A 17,001-nucleotide genomic window follows, 5' to 3' on the forward strand; every position below is an offset into this window, starting at 1 on the left:
CGGGGCCGCAATGGGCTGAACATGGGGATGCTCATGCCTGCTCCATAGTGCACATCAACGGATGATGGTGCGCGCGTGAGAATTCGTTCACCTGCGCCACCTTGGTTTCCGCCACTTCCCGGGTGAAAACGCCGCAAACGCCGCGCCCGCGGGTGTGGACGTGCAGCATCACCTGGGTGGCGCCTTCCCGGTTCATGCTGAAGAACACCTGCAGCACCTCCACCACGAAATCCATCGGGGTGTAGTCGTCATTGAGCAGAAGCACGCGGTAGAGCGGCGGCGGTTTCACCTCCGGCCGCGCCGGAGCCAGCGCGATGCCGTAGCCTTCCTCGTGCTCCTGTCCGGGGTCTGGGGTCGGGTCCTGGGTCATGGGGCCAGTATATTGAGGAAGCCAGGCGTCGGGCAGGCGCGGTTCACATTCCAGACATCACGTGCCGCGCCTGCGCCGCGCACCGGATACGGGCGTCTTCGGGCGCGGGCAGGCACGCCACGCGGCGGGGCTTCGCCGGCACAATGACGCCGAACCACCACCGCCACCCGAGACCCCGGCCCCACCATGAGCGACGACATCCCGCTGTTCACCCTGCTCGACCTGGTGGGCACTTTCGCCTTCGCCATCAGCGGCGCGCTCGCGGCACGGCAGAAGAACCTCGATCTGTTCGGCGTGATCGCCATCGCCTGGCTGGTGGCCTGCGGCGGCGGCATCATCCGCGATCTCAGCATCGGCGCGGTGCCGCCGGCCGGGCTGGCCGACTGGCGCTACCTGCTGCTTGCGCTGACCGCCTCGATCCTGGCCATCGTGGCCTATCCGGTACTGCGGCGGCTTGCCCATCCGGTGCAGATGTTCGATGCGCTGGGTCTGGGTTTCTTTGCCGTGTTCGGCGCACACAAGAGCCTGGTCTTCGGCCACAACGCGCAGGTGGCGATCGCGCTCGGCGTGGTCAGCGCGGTCGGCGGCGGCGTGCTGCGCGACGTGCTGCTCAACCGCCTGCCGCTGATCCTGCGCAAGGAAATCTACGCTTCCGCCGCCCTGCTCGCCGCCTGCGTGCAGGTCGCCGGCGAAAGCCTCGGGCTGCCGATGGCCTGGGTGTCATGGACCGGCATCACGCTGTGCTTTTCCCTGCGCTACCTGGCGATGCGCCGGGGCTGGAACCTGCCGCGCATCGGCGGCACGGAGCGTTGAGGCGCGGCGCACGCAGCCATCAGGATCCGCGCAGCGCCCCGCAGGAACTCAGCGCTTTGCCTGCGGCAGAACCACCGAGAAGCGCGTCGAGGCCTCGTCCGATGCCACGTCCACCCGGCCGCCGTGCGCCTCGACGATGGACTTGACGATGGCAAGGCCCAGGCCGGCGCCGGCACCCTGCTTCTGGCGCGACGGATCGACCCGGTAGAAACGATTGAACAGCCGCGGCAGGTCGGCGGCGGGTATGACCGGGCCGGGGTTGGCGATGACGAGGCGGACGCGGCCGTCTTGCTGCGCAAGCGTCACGCCCACGCAGCCGCCCGCCGGGGTGTAGCGGATGGCGTTGGACAGAAGATTGCCGAGCGCGCGACGCAGCATCTCGCGATCGCCCCATGCCGGCGCGGCGTCGCCCGACAGTTCCAGCAGCACGCCGCGCTCCTCGCACCAGGCCTCGAAGTAGTCGAACAGGTCGCGCAGCGTGGCCGCCAGATCGACCTCCTCGCGCCTGAGCGCGTCCGGTGCGTTCTCGGTCTGGGCCAGGAAAAGCATGTCGTTGATCATGCGGTTCAGACGCCCGAATTCCTCCAGATTGGAATAGAGGATCTCGCGGTATTCCTCGGCGCTGCGCGCCTGCCCGAGCGCGACCTCGGTCTGGGTGGTGAGGTTGGTGACGGGCGTGCGCAGTTCGTGCGCGATGTCGGCGGAAAAATTGGCGAGCTGGGCGAAGCCGTCCTCGAGCCGGGCGAGCAGGTCGTTGAACGCGACCAGGGTTTCGCCCAGTTCGACCGGCACTGCGTCCGGGTCCAGGCGCAGGTAGAGGCGCGAGGAGGAGATCGCGCGGATGCGCTCGTTGGTGCGGCGGATCGGCGCGTGACCCCAGCGCACCGCGAGCCAGGCCACCGCCACCACCAGCGCCATGGCCAGGGCAAAGGTCCAGCGCTGGATGCGGCGGAACTCGCGGGTGAAGTGCTCGTGGGTGTCGATGTCCATCGCCACGGCCAGACGCAGCCCGGGCGGATGCGCCAGCGCCACCACGGTGCCGCGGTAGTGGGTGCCGCCCTCTTCCCACACCGCCAGCGGCCAGTGCCCATCGGGATCGACCGGCGGCACGCCGGCGGCAAAGCGCGCCAGTTCCGGGCCGTGGCGGGATGCCGGCGCGTCGCGCAGGGCCGGATCGAGCAGCAGGAAATGCACGCCGTGGTGCCCGCGCACCGCCGGCTGCAGGTCGGGGATTTCATCCGCCGGCGTGGCTTCCAGCGTGCGGAACACAGCGGCGGCCACCGCGCGCAGTTCGGCCTCGTCCATCTCCACGAAGTGCCGGTCGAGCGCGCGCGCGCTGATCCAGTTGAAGCCGATCAGCACCAGCGCCATCGAAATGCCGACCAGCGCGATCACCCGCAGCGCGAGCGAGGCGGGGCGGCGCGGGCGCGTGTTCGCCTCAGGCATCGGGAAGATCCAGCCGATAGCCCATGCCGCGCACGGTGTGGATCAGCCTGGGTTCGAAGCCCTCGTCGATCTTGGCGCGCAGGCGGCGGATCGCCACGTCGATGACATTGGTGTCGCTGTCGAAGTTCATGTCCCAGACCTGGGACGCGATCAGCGAGCGCGGCAGCACTTCGCCCTGACGCCGCGCCAGCAGTTCCAGCAGGGCGAACTCCTTGGGCGTGAGGTTGATGCGCTGTCCGCCGCGCGCCGCGCGCCGGCGCGGCAGGTCGAGTTCGAGGTCCGCGATGCGGATGAAGTCGGGATTCACCGGCGCGGCACCGCGCCTGAGCAGGGTGCGTACCCGCGCCAGCAGTTCGGAGAAGGCAAAGGGTTTGATGAGGTAGTCGTCGGCCCCCAGCTCCAGCCCCTGCACGCGATCCTCCACCGCGCTGCGGGCGGTCAGGAACAGCACCGGCACCTGGCTGCCGCCGCTGCGCAGCGAGCGCAGGATGCTCCAGCCGTCCACGTCCGGCAGCATCACGTCGAGCACGATGAGGTCGTAGTCGCCGGTCGCGGCCAGATGCCGGCCGTCCAGGCCGTTGCGCGCCAGATCCACCACGAAGCCGGCCTCGGTCAGCCCCTGGCGTACGTAGTCGCCGGTCTTTTCCTCGTCTTCGACCACCAGCAGCCGCATGATCACTCCGCATCCACCCGGCCGTTCCCGCGGAGATCGCGCACGGCACGGGGCGATACTCTATCGGCCCGCCGCGCGCTGCGCGACGGGCGCGCAAGGCGTCAAGCGGGCTGCCGAACCACCCGGATCACGGCCGGATCGCTGCCGTGTTCCAGCAGCAGACGGCGCACGCGATCCTGCCATGTGGCGGCAAAACCGCGACGCTCCTCGATGTCGGCATCGGGCTGCAGCGCGCGTGTCATCCGCAGGCGCAGGTCGGGCGCGGCCGGCACGCTGGACACGTCCAGATCCAGATACACCGCATCGCCCGTGTCCGTGCGCCTGAAGCGGGCGACGAAGCCCGGCATCTGCTCGCCGTAGCGCAGCAGGCCGTGACGACGGAAGCGTCCGCCGATGCCGTGGAAGCCGTTGCTGGCCGCGGCACCGGTCAACAGGGTGAAAACCTGCGCGATCACTCCCGTGGTGCCTTCCTCCTCGCCGCTGCTCATCGCCACCTCGATGCCGCCGCGCTCGGGTACGGCGTCCGGATAGAGCGCATGCAGTCCGGCCAGCGCCATCAGGTAGGCACCGGCCACGGTCGGGCAGGAATGCCCGGCCACGCGCACCGCATCGGCGTAGCCGTACTCGATCATGCCGTCATCGCAGCTGCCGAGGAACTCGGCCAGCGCATCGTGCACCGTGATGCGCGGCGCGTCGGAAAAAAACGGTTGCATCGCCATGGCTCACTCTTCCGGCAGGCCGCTGATGCCAAAGTCGATCACGACGCCGGACGGATCGCGCTGGCGGTAATCGACGCTGAGGTATTCGCCGAAGCGCTGCTGCAGCTGGCCCAGCAGCGGGATCGGATCGTGGTCGTTGATGAAGCGCATCGTCTCGCCGTTGCGCAGCGCGCCGAGCGCGCCGAAGATCGCCGAATGGCGAAAGCGGCGGGCGATGCCGCGGGCGTCGAAGATGTAGACGTTGGGTTCGGGATCGAGCGACATGGGAATGACTCCTGTTTGCATCAAGATCCGCCATGCTACGCCGACGCTTCCCGCTCGCCCTGACCTGGATCAAGGCGAGCGCTGCGCGATTCAGCCGCGCCAGTAGCCGTTGGCCGCCGCGATGGTCTGGAAGTTGATCGCCACCACCTGCGAGGCGGCCGTCAGACCGGCGGCACTGTCCGCATATTCCGGGCGCAGCTTGTGCAGCACGTCCACATCGGGCTGGGCGTACTTCACGCCGCGGCGGCTCAGCGTGATCGCCAGTTCGAAGCCGGCCTGCGGGGTCGGGGTGATGAGGCTGGTCAGCCATTGATCGGCCATGGGTCGCTCCGCGTGGTGGAATGAAGCCCCATGGTCGCGCTGCGGCGCGCGGATCGCAATACGATGCGATCGCATCCAGATCGGTGCGGCGGCCGGCGCGCCCGCCGGATCAGGAATCCCGCGCCGTCCTCAGCCGGGCTCGGTGCACGCCAGCGCCAGCTTCGCCATGCGGATCAGGCCCTGCTCGCGCTCGGCGGCGGGCATGCTTTCGCCGGTGGCGAAAAGATCGCTCACCGTGAGGATGGCCAGCGCCCGGAAGCCCTCGCGCATCGCCAGGCCGTAGAGGCCGGCGGTTTCCATCTCCACGCCGATGATGTGATGCCGGCGCAGGTGGTCGAGCACCTGCGGATCGCCGTCGTAGAAGCAGTCGGTGCTGAACACGTTGGCCACGCGCACCGCAAGATCCTGTTCGGCGGCGCTGTCCACGGCTGCGCGCAGCAGGCCGAAATCGGCACTGGCGGCAAGATCGTGCCCGCCGAACTGCATGCGGTTGAAGCGCGAATCGGTACTGCCCGACTGCGCCAGAAGCACCTCGCCCATCGCCACATCGCCCAGCCCGCCGCAGGTGCCGATGCGGATGATGCGGCGCACGCCGTAGCTGCGTGCCAGTTCGGTGACGTAGATCGCGGTGGAAGGAATGCCCATGCCGCCGCCCATCACGCTCACGGGCCGGCCGTTCCAGGTGCCGGTGAAGCCCAGCATGTTGCGGCGCGCGGTGACCTGCTGCGGATCGGCGAGCAGGGCCTGCGCGACGAAGCGCGCGCGCAGCGGATCGCCGGGCAAAAGGACGGTGTCGGCGATCTGGCCGGGGGCGGCGTCGATATGTGCGGAACTCATGGCGCGGTCTCGGTGAGAAAGCAGCGGCCGTGCGCGAGGCGCGCAAGGCCAAGATGGGTGGCGATGCCCTGCCCCAGATCGGCGAAGCTGTCACGTCGCCCGAGCGCGCGGCCGGCGATGCCGGGCGCGAAGGCCAGCAGCGGCACGCGCTCGCGGGTGTGGTCGCTGCCCGGCCAGGTCGGATCGCAGCCGTGGTCGGCGCTCATCACCAGCAGATCGTGCGGGCGCAGCGCGGCGAGAACCTCGGGCAGGCGCGCATCGAAATGCTCCAGCGCCACGCCGTAGCCCAATGCGTTGCGGCGGTGCCCGTACACGCTGTCGAAATCGACGAAGTTGGTGGCGATCAGGGCACCGTCACCGGTCTCGGCCATGGCGCTGAGCGTGGCGTCGAACAGGGCGTCGTGGCCGTTGCCCTTGAGCGCACGGGTGACGCCGCGCGCGGCGAAGATGTCGCTGATCTTGCCGACCGACACCACCTCGCGGCCGGCGGCACGGGCGACATCCAGCAGGGTCGGCGCGGGCGGCTCCAGCGCATAGTCGCGGCGGTTGCCGGTGCGCACGTAGCCGTCGCGCGCGGTGCCGATGAACGGCCGCGCGATGACCCGGCCGATGTTCCACGGCCCCAGCAGTTCGCGCGCCAGCACGCACAGATCGAGCAGGCGCTGCAGGCCGAAGTGCTCCTCGTGCGCGGCGATCTGGAACACCGAGTCGGCCGAGGTATAGACGATGGGCTTGCCGCTGGCAATGTGCTCCTCGCCCAGGCGCGCAATGATCTCGGTGCCCGAGGCGTGGCAGTTGCCGAGCACGCCGGGCAGCCTGCCGCGCGTGACGAGGGCATCGAGGAGTTCGGGCGGAAACGTGTTTTCCGGCGCATCGAACAGGCCAAACGCCGTTTCCAGCACCACGCCGGCGCTTTCCCAGTGGCCGGAAGGCGTGTCCTTGCCGCTGGATCGCTCCGCCATGCAGCCCCACAGGCTTGCCGGTTCGGGCAGATTTTCAAAGCCCGGTGCCGGCGCACCGACCGACAGCGCATGCGCCTGCGGCAGGCCCAGGCGCGTGAGGTTCGGCAGCCGCAGCGGCCCGCGCGCATCCGCCGCACAGGCGGCGGCGATGTGGCCGAAGGTATCGGCACCTTCGTCGCCGTAGGCGACGGCATCGGGGGCACCGCCAAGGCCGAGGGAGTCGAGCACCAGCCAGATCGCCCGCGCCATCGCCCTACTCCGCCAGCGCCGAAGTCACGGCACCCAGCAGCGCGCTGGCACCGAAACGGAAGTGCGCCGGCGTGATCCAGTCGGCACCGAAGCGGGCTTCGGCCAGCGCCAGATAGGCCTGCGCCTCGGCCAGCGTGCGCACGCCGCCGGCCGCCTTGAAGCCGCAGCGCCCGCCGCGCGCGGCGATGGCGTCGAGCATGACCGCGGCCGCTTCCAGCGTCGCATTGACCGGCACCTTGCCGGTGGAGGTCTTGAGGAAATCGACACCGACGTCGAGGCCGATATCGCTGGCTGCGCGGATCAGCCCGGGCGTGCCCAGTTCACCCGATTCCAGGATCAGCTTGAGGCTGATACCCGGCCCGCAGGCGGCGCGGCAGGCCTCCACGCCGGCGCGGGCCGTGGCCGCATCGCCCGTTTTCAGCGCGCGCCAGGCCAGCACCATGTCGATCTCGTCGGCACCGGCGGCGATGGCACGGCGGGTCTCGCGCACCACGCGATCCGGATCGCTGCCGCCATCGGGAAAGTTCACCACGGTCGCCACCTTCATCCCGCTTCCGGCCATGGCCTCGCGCACCGTGGTCACGTGTTCCGGATACACGCACAGCGCCGCCGGCAGCCCGTAGGGCGTGCGGGCCGATTCGCACAGCGCGCGGATCTTCGCGGGGGTGTCGTCTTCCCCCAGGCTGGTGAGGTCGAGCAGGCCGAGGATGCGGACCGCATCGGGAATGGCAGGGGGCATGGCGCGGGCTCCGGCAGTGGTGGAAGTCTGCGCCACGAACAGGCAATCGGCCTTGACGTGGCGCAAGCGGTGGGCGGATTCCAAAGGATACCTGCCCGCCGTCCGCACGGTGCCGCGGCGGCCGGCGCAAGCACCGCGAGCATCGCGCGAACCGCTGCGCCGCCCACCCCATCATTACGGCTTTGTCATCCTGGGCCATCCCGCCGACACCCGCGCTTCTTCAGACTCACGGGCTGCATCCATCACCCATCGTGGAGTGCGTCCGCATGGCATCCCTCCAGGCCCGCTTCAGCGTGCCAGCCGCCTTCGCCGCGATTCTTGCCGCCGCCGCGGGCACGGCGAGCGCACGCGCGATCGATCTCGACGAGGCCCTGCGCCTTGGCACCGAGCGCGCGCCCAGCCTGTCGGCCAGCGCCGCGCGCGAAGTCGCCGCCAGCCAAACCATCGCCAGCGCCGCCGCCCTGCCCGATCCGCGCCTGACCTTCGGCATTTCCGACTGGCCGGTCACCGGCCCCGACGCCTTCGACCTGCGCGCCGACGACATGACCAGCCAGCAGATCGGCCTGATGCAGGAATTTCCCGCACGCGCCAAGCGCGAGGCGCAGCGATCCATCGCGCGCGCGCAGTGGGGCCGGGCGCAGGACGTGAGCGTCGCCGAACGCGCGACGGTACGCCAGCGGGTAGCGCAGGCCTGGTTCGCGCTGTGGAGCGCACAGGCGCAGCGCGAGGCGCTGGAAGCCCTGCGCGAAACGTCCGATATTGCCGAACGGACCGCGCGGGCGCGGCTGTCCGGCGGCAGCGGCTCGGCCAGCGAAACCCTGGCCATCCAGGCCACCGCGCTGGCATTGGAGAACCGGATCGAGGCGGCGCAGGGCGACGTGGAATCGGCCGCCGCCGGGCTCGCGCGCTGGGTCGATGGCGAGGCCGATCCGCCCACCGCATCCGGCACGCTGCCCGACCTGCGCCAGCTGCGCATCGCCGAAGATCGCCTGCTGGCGAACCTTGACCAGCTCGCCCCGCTTCTGCCCTGGGCCGGCAGCGAGCGCGTGGCCGAAGCCGAGGTGGATGCGGCGCTGGCGCAAAAGCGCCCGGACTACGGCCTGGCGCTGAGCTACGGCCGGCGCGACCGATCTCCCGAGGGCGGGTCACGCAGCGACATGCTGATGCTGGAGTTTTCCGTCGGCCTGCCGCTGTTCGCACGCAATCGTCAGGACCGCACCATCGCCGCACGCCGCGCCGACCTGGACGCCGCGGTCGCCGAACGCGACGAGGCCCGCCGCGAACAGCGCGAGTCGCTGCGCCGCACCCTCGCGGACTGGCGCGCGCAGGTGCGCCAGCTGGATCGCATCGAACACCACGCCCTGCCGCTGGCGCACGACCGTTCCGCCGTGGCGCTGGCGGCCTATGGAGCCGGTGGCGAACTGCAGCCCTGGATCGAGGCGCGCCGCGACGAAATCGAACTCACCATCGAACACGCCCGGCTTCAGGGCGAACTCGGCCGCATCTGGGCGGCGCTGGCCTGGCTGTTGCCCGACGAGGTATCCACTCCATGAACCTGCGATTCCATCCTGCATTCCTCCTCCTTGTCGCGTCCGTCGTGCTGTTCATCGGATTCCGCCTCGGGATTTCATGGAACGCCGGCCGCGACCCGGGCCATGCCGAGCACGCCGGCGGCGAATCGTCCGCTGCGGCACATCGCGAGGTGCTCTACTGGTACGACCCGATGGTGCCGAACCAGCGCTTCGACAAGCCCGGAAAGTCGCCTTTCATGGACATGGATCTCGTGCCGCGCTACGCCGACGAGGCGGCGCAGGCACAGGTGCGAATCGACCCGGGCGTGCAGCAGAACCTGGGCATCCGCACCAGCGAGGTGAAGGCCGGCCGCCTGGAATCGGACATCACGGTTCCCGGCACGCTGACCTGGGACCTGCGGCATGAGGCGGTGGTCGCGGCGCGGGTGGAAGGGCTTGTGGAACGGGTGGACGTGCGCGCGCCGTTTACCGCCGTGCGCCGGGGCCAGCGCCTCGCGCTGATGCGCGCGCCGCAGTGGAGCAGCGCTGCGGCTGAAACACGTGCGCTGGATGCAGCGCAGTCCCCGGCCGCGCGCTCGCTGCAGGATGCCTCGCGCCAGCGCCTGCGCGCGCTCGGGCTGCCCGGCAGCGCCAGCGGTTCCGGCACGCTGGCGCTGCTCGCTCCGCACGATGGCGTGGTCAGCGAGGTGCTGGTGCGCGAGGGTGAAACCGTGGCGGCCGGCGCACCGCTGTTTCGCGTCGCCCGTCTCGACACGCTCTGGCTGGAGGCCGCGATCCCGCAGGCGGACGCCGCCCGCCTTGCCGCCGGGCTCGCGGTCGAAGCGCGCGTTGACGCACGCCCCGGCGAGGTCTTTGCCGGCCATGTCGAATCCCTGCTGCCGCAGGTGGACGCCGCCAGCCGCACCCAGCCGGCCCGCATCGTGCTCGACAACCAGGACGGTCGACTGGCACCGGGCATGTTCGCGCGCGTCACCCTGATACCGCCAGCCGGCCCGCGCGTGGCGCTGATTCCGACCGATGCACTGGTCTCCACCGGCAGCGACAGCCGCGTGATCGTGCAGCGCCACGACGGCAGCTTCGCGCCGGTACGGGTACAGCCCGGGCGCAGCGCCGGCGGCACGACGGAAATCCTTTCCGGTCTGGCCGAAGGCGACCGGGTGGTGACCTCGGGCCAGTTCCTGATCGACTCGGAGGCCAGCCTCTCCGGCGCGCTGGAGCGCCTCGCCACGCCCTCCCCGGACCACTCCGCGATGGACCACTCCGCGATGGACCACTCCGCAATGGACCACTCCGCGATGGACCACTCCGCGATGGACCACTCCGCGATGGACCACTCCGCGATGGACCACTCCGCAATGGACCACTCCACGATGGATCATTCCGCGATGGACCATTCCAGCCACCGCGCGAATCCGGCCCTGCAGCCGGGTGCGGTCGAGCGGGACGACGCGCAGGGGCACGTTGATCACGTTGATCACGTTGATCACGCCAATCACGGCAAGGATCCGACCCCGTGATCGCGCGCCTGATCCACGCCTGCATCGCCAACCGCGCCCTGGTGCTGATGGCGGCCGCGCTGCTGGCCGCGGTCGGCGTCTGGTCGGTGCGCAACACCCCGCTCGACGCCCTGCCCGACCTCTCCGACACCCAGGTCATCGTGCGAACCCAGTGGGCCGGCCAGCCGCCGCAGGTGGTTGAAGACCAGATCACCTATCCGCTCGCGACCACCCTGCTTTCGGTGCCGGGCGTGGCGACGGTGCGGGCCTTCTCCATGTTCGGGGATTCCTTCGTCTACATCCTGTTCGACGATGACACCGACCTTTACTGGGCGCGTTCGCGGGTACTCGAATACCTCAGCCAGATTCGGGATCGCCTGCCCGCCGGCGTCAATCCGGCGCTGGGGCCCGATGCCACCGGCCTGGGCTGGATCTACCAGTACGCGCTGGTCGACCGCTCCGGCCGGCGCGACATCGGCGAACTGCGCGCCCTGCAGGACTGGTTCCTCTCCTACGAGCTGCGCACGATCCCGGACGTGGCCGAAGTGGCCAGCGTGGGCGGCGCGGTGCGCGCCTGGCAGATCGAACCCGATCCCGCCGCGCTGGCCGCACGCGGCATCGGTTTCGAGCAGATCGCCGAGGCCATCACCGCCGCCAACGGTGCCACCGGCGGCTCGGTGATCGAGCAGGGCGAGGCCGACATGATGGTGCGCAGCGAAGGCCGGCTGCGCAGCCGCGAGGATTTCGAGCGCGTGCCGGTGGCGATCGACGGCCCGGTGCCGGTACTCCTGGGCGAGATTGCGCGGGTGACGCGCGGACCGACCTTTCGCCGCGGTATCGCCGAGCTGGACGGCGAAGGCGAGGTCGTGGGCGGCATCATCGTGTTGCGCAGCGGCAAGGATGCGCTCGGCGCCATCGAGCGGGTGAAGGCGCGTCTGTCCGAGCTGTCCGCCAGCCTGCCCGAAGGCGTGCAGATCGTGCCGGTCTACGACCGCTCCGAGCTGATCCTCGATGCGGTCCACAACCTCACCGGCAAGCTGGCTGAAGAGTTCCTCGTGGTGGCGCTGGTGTGCCTGCTGTTCCTCTGGCACCTGCGCTCGGCCCTGGTCGCCGTGATCACGCTGCCGCTGGGAATCCTGGCCGCCTTCATCGTGATGCAGTGGCAGGGCATCACCGCCAACCTGCTCTCGCTCGGCGGCATCGCGATTGCCGTCGGTGCCATGGTCGATGCCGCCGTGGTGATGATCGAGAACGCCCACAAGCACCTGGAACACTGGCGCGACGAGCACGGCGAAGCCCCGACCGGCGAGGCGCACTGGCGCCTGATCGGCGAGGCCGCGGCCGAGGTCGGCCCGGCGCTGTTCGTGTGCCTGCTGGTCATCACGCTGTCCTTCATTCCGGTGTTCGCGCTGCAATCGCAGGAAGGCCGTCTGTTCTCGCCGCTGGCCTTTACCAAGACCTACGCCATGGCGGCGGCGGCCGGCCTGTCGGTGACGCTCATCCCGGTACTGATGGGCTATCTCATCCGCGGCCGCATCCGGCCCGAGCGCGAGAACCCGGCCAATCGCCTCCTGATCGTGGCCTATCGCCCGCTGCTCGACCTCAGCCTGCGCCATCCCTGGACCACGCTGGCGCTGGGGGCGGTGCTCATCGCCGTCACCGCCGTGCCGCTCGCGCGCGTGGGCAGCGAGTTCATGCCGACGCTCGATGAGGGCAGTCTGGTCTACATGCCCACCGCCCTGCCCGGGCTTTCGGCCGACAAGGCGCGCCAGCTGCTGCAGCTGACCGACCGCATGATCAAGACCGTGCCCGAAGTGGAGCACGTCTTCGGCAAGGCCGGGCGCGCGGAAACCGCCACGGATCCCGCTCCCATCGAAATGCTGGAAACCACCATCACCTTCAAGCCCCGCGACCAGTGGCGTCCCGGCATGACGCCGCAGCGGCTGCGCGAGGCGCTCGATGCCGCGGTCCAGGTGCCGGGCCTGAGCAACTTCTGGATCCCGCCCATCCGCAACCGCATCGACATGCTCGCCACCGGCATCAAGAGCCCGATCGGGATCAAGGTGAGCGGCCCGGATCTTGCGCTGATCGACGACATCGGGACGCGCATCGAACAGGTCGCACGCACCGTGCCCGGCGTCAGCTCCGCGCTCGCCGAGCGCGTCAGCGGCGGTCGCTACGTGGATGTGAAGGTGCGCACCGACGCGGCGGCGCGCTACGGCCTGCGCCAGGCCGACGTGCAGCGTCTCGTGGCGATGGCCGTGGGCGGCGAGCCCATCGGCGAAGCCCTGGAAGGGCGGGAGCGCTATCCCATCGTGGTGCGCTATCCGCGCACCCAGCGCGATTCGGTGGCCGCCCTGACGCGCCTGCCCATCATCGCGCCCGGCGGCGCGCAGCTCGCCCTGGGCCAGATTGCCGAGATCGCCATCCATGCGGGCCCGCCCATGCTGCGCAGCGAGAACGCGCGCCTGACGGGTTACGTCTACATCGACGTGGCCGGACGCGACCTCGGCTCGGTGGTCGCCGACCTGCAGCGCACGGTCGGCGACCAGGTCACGCTGCCGCCCGGCTACAGCCTGGGCTGGTCGGGGCAGTTCGAATACCTGGAGCGCGCCGGCGCACGCCTGGCCTGGGTGATCCCGATCGCGCTGGCGATCATCTTCATCCTTATCTGGACCGTGTTCCGCGATCCGGGCGAAGTCGCGATCATCCTCCTGAGCCTGCCGCTGGCGCTGGTCGGCGGGCTGTGGCTGATCTGGCTGCTGGGCCACGCGGTCTCGGTCGCCACCCTGATCGGCTTCATCGCCCTGGGCGGCCTGGCCGCCGAGTTCGGCGTGATCATGCTGGTCTACCTGCGCCAGGCCTGGAGCAAACGCCTCGCCGCCGGTGCCGCGCCGGATCTCGCCACGCTCGAAGCCGCGATCCGCGAGGGCGCGGTCCAGCGCGTGCGGCCCAAGGCGATGACGGTGGCGGTGATCCTCGCCGGCCTGTTCCCGCTCTTCATCGGCGAAGGTGCCGGCTCGGAAATCATGCAGCGCATCGCCGCCCCCATGGTCGGCGGCATGATCACCGCACCGCTGCTCTCGATGCTGGTGATCCCGGCGGGATTCCTGCTGCTGCACCGCAAGCGCGCACCGCGCGCCGCTTGACTGAGACTCGGGGCCATTAAGGAGGTGCATTGCTGGCGCAAGCACGGTCCTCAGGCCGGTCCGTGACCTTCAGCCAGTGGTGCCCCACGAGATGAGCGATCAAGACATTCAGTGGACACGAATTGTTGAGCTTGAGCTGGTGCCGCACCCGGCTCAACCCCGGCCGGAGATCACTGAAATGGATTACGACATGAAGGATGGTTCGTGACAGATGCGCGTTCGCGCGGCTGTTGCTGGGCGCACGAAAAAGCCGCCGGAATCGGCGGCTTTTTCGTATCGTTGGCGGAGTGAGAGGGATTCGAACCCTCGATGGAGCTTTTGACCCCATACTCCCTTAGCAGGGGAGCCCCTTCGGCCTCTCGGGCATCACTCCGTATGCAACGGCGACCCAGCGTGCTGGCGACGGCCTCACGGTGGACGCGGAAGGATACCGGGTCGGGCCGTCTCGGTAAAGACCATCCTGACGACGGCTCCGCGCGGCGCGCTGTCGCTGATCCGGCGGGGGTGCTGCAAGGTGCGGTGCTTGATCCAGGGGCATCAGGGAAAGTCTGAACCAGACTCCCAGTCATTCCAGCGAGGGCTGGCCGCTGCTGACGGACGAAGGTCGGTCCAATCCATTCCAAAAACAACAACACGGATCCCGGCCTTCGCCGGGATGACGACTTGTTCAGACGCTGGGGTTTTCCCACGGCTTCCCCTGCGAAGACTAAACCCCGCGCCGGAGGCGTAGCCCCGACCTGCGAACCGTCTCCGTAGCCGGACGAGCCGCCGTGCGTTGCGCACCGCCGCGGGTCGGCCCCGGATCATGTCCGGGGCAGGCCCTGCGTGGCCGACGCTGCCTGCTGAGCGGATGCGCTCCATGGCCCGTGCCTGTCACACTTCGCACTTTCGAGGGCTGTGGCCCGACCGTCCATGGAGTGGCAATGAGCGAAATCCGCGATCTGTTCGAGCGCAACCATGCCTGGGCCGAGCGCATCGAGAGGGAGGAGCCGGGCTTCTTCCGGCGTCTTTCGCAGCAGCAGGCACCCGGATTCCTCTGGATCGGATGCTCGGACTCGCGCGTGCCTTCCACCCAGATCGTGGACATCGATCCCGGTGCGATCTTCGTGCACCGCAACGTCTCCAACGTGGTGGTGCACACCGACTTCAACGCGCTATCGACCATCCAGTTCGCGGTCGATGCGCTCAAGGTGCGCCACATCATGGTGGTCGGCCACTACGGCTGCGGCGGCGTGGGTGCGGCGCTGCGGGGCGAGCGCATGGGGCTGATCGACAACTGGCTGCGGCATGTGAGCGACGTGGCCGCCACGCATCGCCGGATGCTGGACGAGTCCCTGCCCTTCCAGGTGCGCCACGACCGGCTCTGCGAGCTCAATGCCATCGAACAGGCGATGCACGTGTGCGCCACGAACATCGTGCGCGACGCATGGGCACGCGGGCAGAGCCTGCGCGTGCACGCCTGGGTGTACGGCCTGAGCGACGGCCACCTGCATGACCTGGGCCTGGACATCGCCGGCCTGGACGAGGTGGAGGAGCGCTATCGCATGGCGATCCAGCGCCTGGCCGACCGCTGGGCGACCGAATCAGCGCCGTGACGCACGCACCGGTCCAAGGCCCGGCGGGATGCAGCGCTCAGCGCCCGCGCGCTTCCGCCTGCTTCGCCGAATCCGCAATGAAGGCGCGCACTTCTTCTTCCAGCACCGGCAGCGTGACCGAGCCGAGGTTGAGGATGGTGTCGTGGAAGGCCTTGATGTCGAAGGCGTCGCCGAGCGCGGCTTCGGCCTCTGCGCGCAGCTTGACGATCAGTATTTCGCCCAGCTTGTAGCTCAACGCCTGCGCCGGCCAGGAGATGTAGCGGTCGATTTCGGTGGTGACCTCGTGCTCGGACAGGGCGGTGTTGTCGCGCAGGAAAGCCAGGGCCTGGTCGCGGCTCCAGCCCTTGTGGTGAATGCCGGTGTCGATCACCAGGCGCGCGGCGCGCCACATTTCGTAGGTGAGGCGGCCGAAGTGCTCGTAGGGCGTGCGGTAGATGCCCATGTCCACGCCCAGCTTCTCGCAGTAGAGCCCCCAGCCTTCGCCATAGGCCGAAATGTAGTTCTCGCGCCGGAACGCCGGCTGCGCGTCCTGTTCGGCGGCGATCGCGCCCTGCAGCGCGTGGCCGGGATCGGATTCGTGCAAGGTCAGCGCCGGCAGGTTGTAGAGCGGACGCGCCGGCAGGTTGTAGGTGTTCACCCAGTAGGTGCCGTTGCCGCCGCGCCCGGCGGTCCAGAACGGCGCGATGTCGTCGGGCACCGGGATGATCCGGAAACGCGCCCGCGGCAGGGTCATGTACTTGCCGATCTGCGCGTCCACGCGCTTGGAAATCCAGGCCGCGTGCATGAGCAGCTCTTCGCCGGTTTCCACGTAGAACTGCGGGTCGGTCCGGAGGAATTCGAGAAAGGCCGAGAAGTCTCCCTCAAAGCCTGTTTCGACGATGATCGCTTCCATTTCAGTGCGGATGCGCGCCACTTCCGCAAGGCCGGTCTGGTGGATGGCCTCGGGTTCGAGGTCGAGCGTGGTGTATTCGCGGATCTGCTGGCGGTACCAGGCTTCGCCCTCGGGCATGGCCTCGGCGGCCAGCGTGGTGCGGGCGGCCGGCACATAGTCCTCGCGGAAGAAGCGCAGCAGTTCGGCATACGCCGGCTGCACGCGCTGCGCGAGCGCCGCCCTGCCCGCCTGGCGCAGCGCCACCTGCTTTTCCGCCGGAATCGCGGCGGGCATGGCCTTGAACGGCTCCCAGAATGCAAGCGACTCCACCTCGGATGCCTCGGCAATCATCGCGATCGAGACATCGCGCCCGTCCAGCACCGCGCGCGGCACGCTGAAGCCGCGCGCAAGGCCGGCGCGCATGTTGGTGATTTCCTGATCGAAGTAGCGCGGAACGTCGTTCAGGCGCGCGATGTAGGCGCGGTAGTCGTCTTCGTTGCGAAACGGGCGGCGCGCCATGAAGGAGAGGTTCGACCAGAACGAGGAATCGCTGTTGAACGGCATCTCGTAGCTGCGAAAACGCACCTTTGCCGCGAGGTTCTCGACCTGCGCGCGATACACCCGGTAGTTGATGCGCTGGCCGTGCGACAGCGCCGCCGGGTCGATGGCATCGAGCTGGCGCAGCACGTCATCCCACACCTTCAGGCGTGCGGCCTGGGTGGCGGCATCGACGTTCGGCAGTCGGGTGCGGCTGGAAAAGTCGCCGTCCTCCGGACTGCGGCCGAGCTCCTTCTGTCGCCAGCCCCACTCGGCCTCATGGATCTTCACGAACGCCGCATCCGCCTGCGCGGACGCATCGCGCGCGGGCGCACGCGCCTGCGACGCCAGCGGCAGGGCGAGAAAAAGCGTCAGCGCGAGGGCAAGTGTGTTCTTCATGCAGGGTTTCCGTGGGACGTGGCCAACCT

General features: G+C 69.3%; 15 protein-coding genes and 1 tRNA gene. 5 read left to right on the top strand and 11 right to left on the bottom strand.

Features of this window, described 5'->3' with window-relative positions; all coding sequences use genetic code 11:
* Positions 1-31 precede the first annotated feature (31 nt).
* Positions 32-370, bottom strand: coding sequence for an ATP-dependent Clp protease adapter ClpS (gene clpS / locus WB794_RS03855; RefSeq protein WP_337334531.1), 339 nt, complete (start codon positions 368-370; stop codon positions 32-34).
* Positions 371-556: 186 nt separating this feature from the next.
* Here clpS and WB794_RS03860 point away from each other — a divergent pair, with 186 nt between their 5' ends.
* Positions 557-1,183, top strand: coding sequence for a trimeric intracellular cation channel family protein (locus WB794_RS03860; RefSeq protein WP_337334532.1), 627 nt, complete (start codon positions 557-559; stop codon positions 1,181-1,183).
* A 48-nt stretch (positions 1,184-1,231) separates the two neighbouring features.
* Here WB794_RS03860 and WB794_RS03865 read toward each other — a convergent pair whose 3' ends face one another.
* The 8 genes from WB794_RS03865 to deoC form a co-directional block, all read right to left on the bottom strand.
* On the bottom strand, positions 1,232-2,629 hold the full coding sequence (locus WB794_RS03865; RefSeq protein ID WP_337334533.1) for a heavy metal sensor histidine kinase: 1,398 nt from the start codon (positions 2,627-2,629) through the stop codon (positions 1,232-1,234).
* Positions 2,622-3,302 carry a heavy metal response regulator transcription factor gene (locus WB794_RS03870; RefSeq protein ID WP_337334534.1) on the bottom strand — a complete coding sequence of 227 codons (681 nt, stop codon included), beginning with the start codon at positions 3,300-3,302 and terminating at the stop codon, positions 2,622-2,624. Before WB794_RS03870 ends, WB794_RS03865 begins: the two co-directional genes overlap by 8 nt.
* 101 nt (positions 3,303-3,403) lie before the next feature.
* On the bottom strand, positions 3,404-4,021 hold the full coding sequence (locus tag WB794_RS03875) for a hypothetical protein (RefSeq protein ID WP_337334535.1): 618 nt from the start codon (positions 4,019-4,021) through the stop codon (positions 3,404-3,406).
* 3 nt (positions 4,022-4,024) lie between these two features.
* The gene (locus WB794_RS03880; RefSeq protein ID WP_337334536.1) at positions 4,025-4,285 is read right to left on the bottom strand and encodes a DUF2249 domain-containing protein; all 261 of its coding nucleotides are present in this window, start codon (positions 4,283-4,285) and stop codon (positions 4,025-4,027) included.
* A 90-nt stretch (positions 4,286-4,375) separates the two neighbouring features.
* Positions 4,376-4,606: a hexameric tyrosine-coordinated heme protein gene (locus WB794_RS03885; RefSeq protein ID WP_337334537.1), complete on the bottom strand. Its 231-nt coding sequence runs from the start codon at positions 4,604-4,606 to the stop codon at positions 4,376-4,378.
* Between the two features lie 129 nt (positions 4,607-4,735).
* On the bottom strand, positions 4,736-5,443 hold the full coding sequence (gene deoD, locus WB794_RS03890) for a purine-nucleoside phosphorylase (RefSeq protein WP_337334538.1): 708 nt from the start codon (positions 5,441-5,443) through the stop codon (positions 4,736-4,738).
* Positions 5,440-6,654 carry a phosphopentomutase gene (locus WB794_RS03895; protein ID WP_337334539.1) on the bottom strand — a complete coding sequence of 405 codons (1,215 nt, stop codon included), beginning with the start codon at positions 6,652-6,654 and terminating at the stop codon, positions 5,440-5,442. Before WB794_RS03895 ends, deoD begins: the two co-directional genes overlap by 4 nt.
* A gap of 4 nt (positions 6,655-6,658) precedes the next feature.
* Positions 6,659-7,393, bottom strand: a complete 735-nt coding sequence (deoC, locus tag WB794_RS03900; RefSeq protein ID WP_337334540.1) for a deoxyribose-phosphate aldolase — start codon at positions 7,391-7,393, stop codon at positions 6,659-6,661.
* Between the two features lie 266 nt (positions 7,394-7,659).
* Here deoC and WB794_RS03905 point away from each other — a divergent pair, with 266 nt between their 5' ends.
* Genes WB794_RS03905 through WB794_RS03915 form a run of 3 tightly spaced genes read left to right on the top strand, consistent with a single transcriptional unit; the run spans position 7,660 to position 13,570 of the window.
* Positions 7,660-8,946: a TolC family protein gene (locus tag WB794_RS03905; RefSeq protein ID WP_337334541.1), complete on the top strand. Its 1,287-nt coding sequence runs from the start codon at positions 7,660-7,662 to the stop codon at positions 8,944-8,946.
* Complete coding sequence (locus tag WB794_RS03910; protein WP_337334542.1) at positions 8,943-10,442, top strand: efflux RND transporter periplasmic adaptor subunit; 1,500 nt, start codon at positions 8,943-8,945, stop codon at positions 10,440-10,442. The genes WB794_RS03905 and WB794_RS03910 overlap by 4 nt, the downstream gene beginning before the upstream one ends.
* Positions 10,439-13,570 carry an efflux RND transporter permease subunit gene (locus tag WB794_RS03915; RefSeq protein ID WP_337334543.1) on the top strand — a complete coding sequence of 1,044 codons (3,132 nt, stop codon included), beginning with the start codon at positions 10,439-10,441 and terminating at the stop codon, positions 13,568-13,570. Before WB794_RS03910 ends, WB794_RS03915 begins: the two co-directional genes overlap by 4 nt.
* 280 nt (positions 13,571-13,850) lie before the next feature.
* On the opposite strand, the gene WB794_RS03920 is transcribed toward WB794_RS03915, so the two are convergent.
* A tRNA-Ser gene (locus WB794_RS03920) sits at positions 13,851-13,943 on the bottom strand.
* A 550-nt stretch (positions 13,944-14,493) separates the two neighbouring features.
* Between WB794_RS03920 and can the strand changes: the two genes are divergently transcribed.
* The gene (gene can / locus WB794_RS03925) at positions 14,494-15,165 is read left to right on the top strand and encodes a carbonate dehydratase (protein WP_337334544.1); all 672 of its coding nucleotides are present in this window, start codon (positions 14,494-14,496) and stop codon (positions 15,163-15,165) included.
* A gap of 37 nt (positions 15,166-15,202) precedes the next feature.
* On the opposite strand, the gene WB794_RS03930 is transcribed toward can, so the two are convergent.
* Positions 15,203-16,972 carry a DUF885 domain-containing protein gene (locus WB794_RS03930; protein WP_337334545.1) on the bottom strand — a complete coding sequence of 590 codons (1,770 nt, stop codon included), beginning with the start codon at positions 16,970-16,972 and terminating at the stop codon, positions 15,203-15,205.
* Between the last annotated feature and the right edge of the window lie 29 nt (positions 16,973-17,001).

The sequence above is a fragment of the Denitratimonas tolerans genome, from assembly GCF_037203605.1.
GTDB lineage: Bacteria > Pseudomonadota > Gammaproteobacteria > Xanthomonadales > Xanthomonadaceae > Denitratimonas > Denitratimonas tolerans.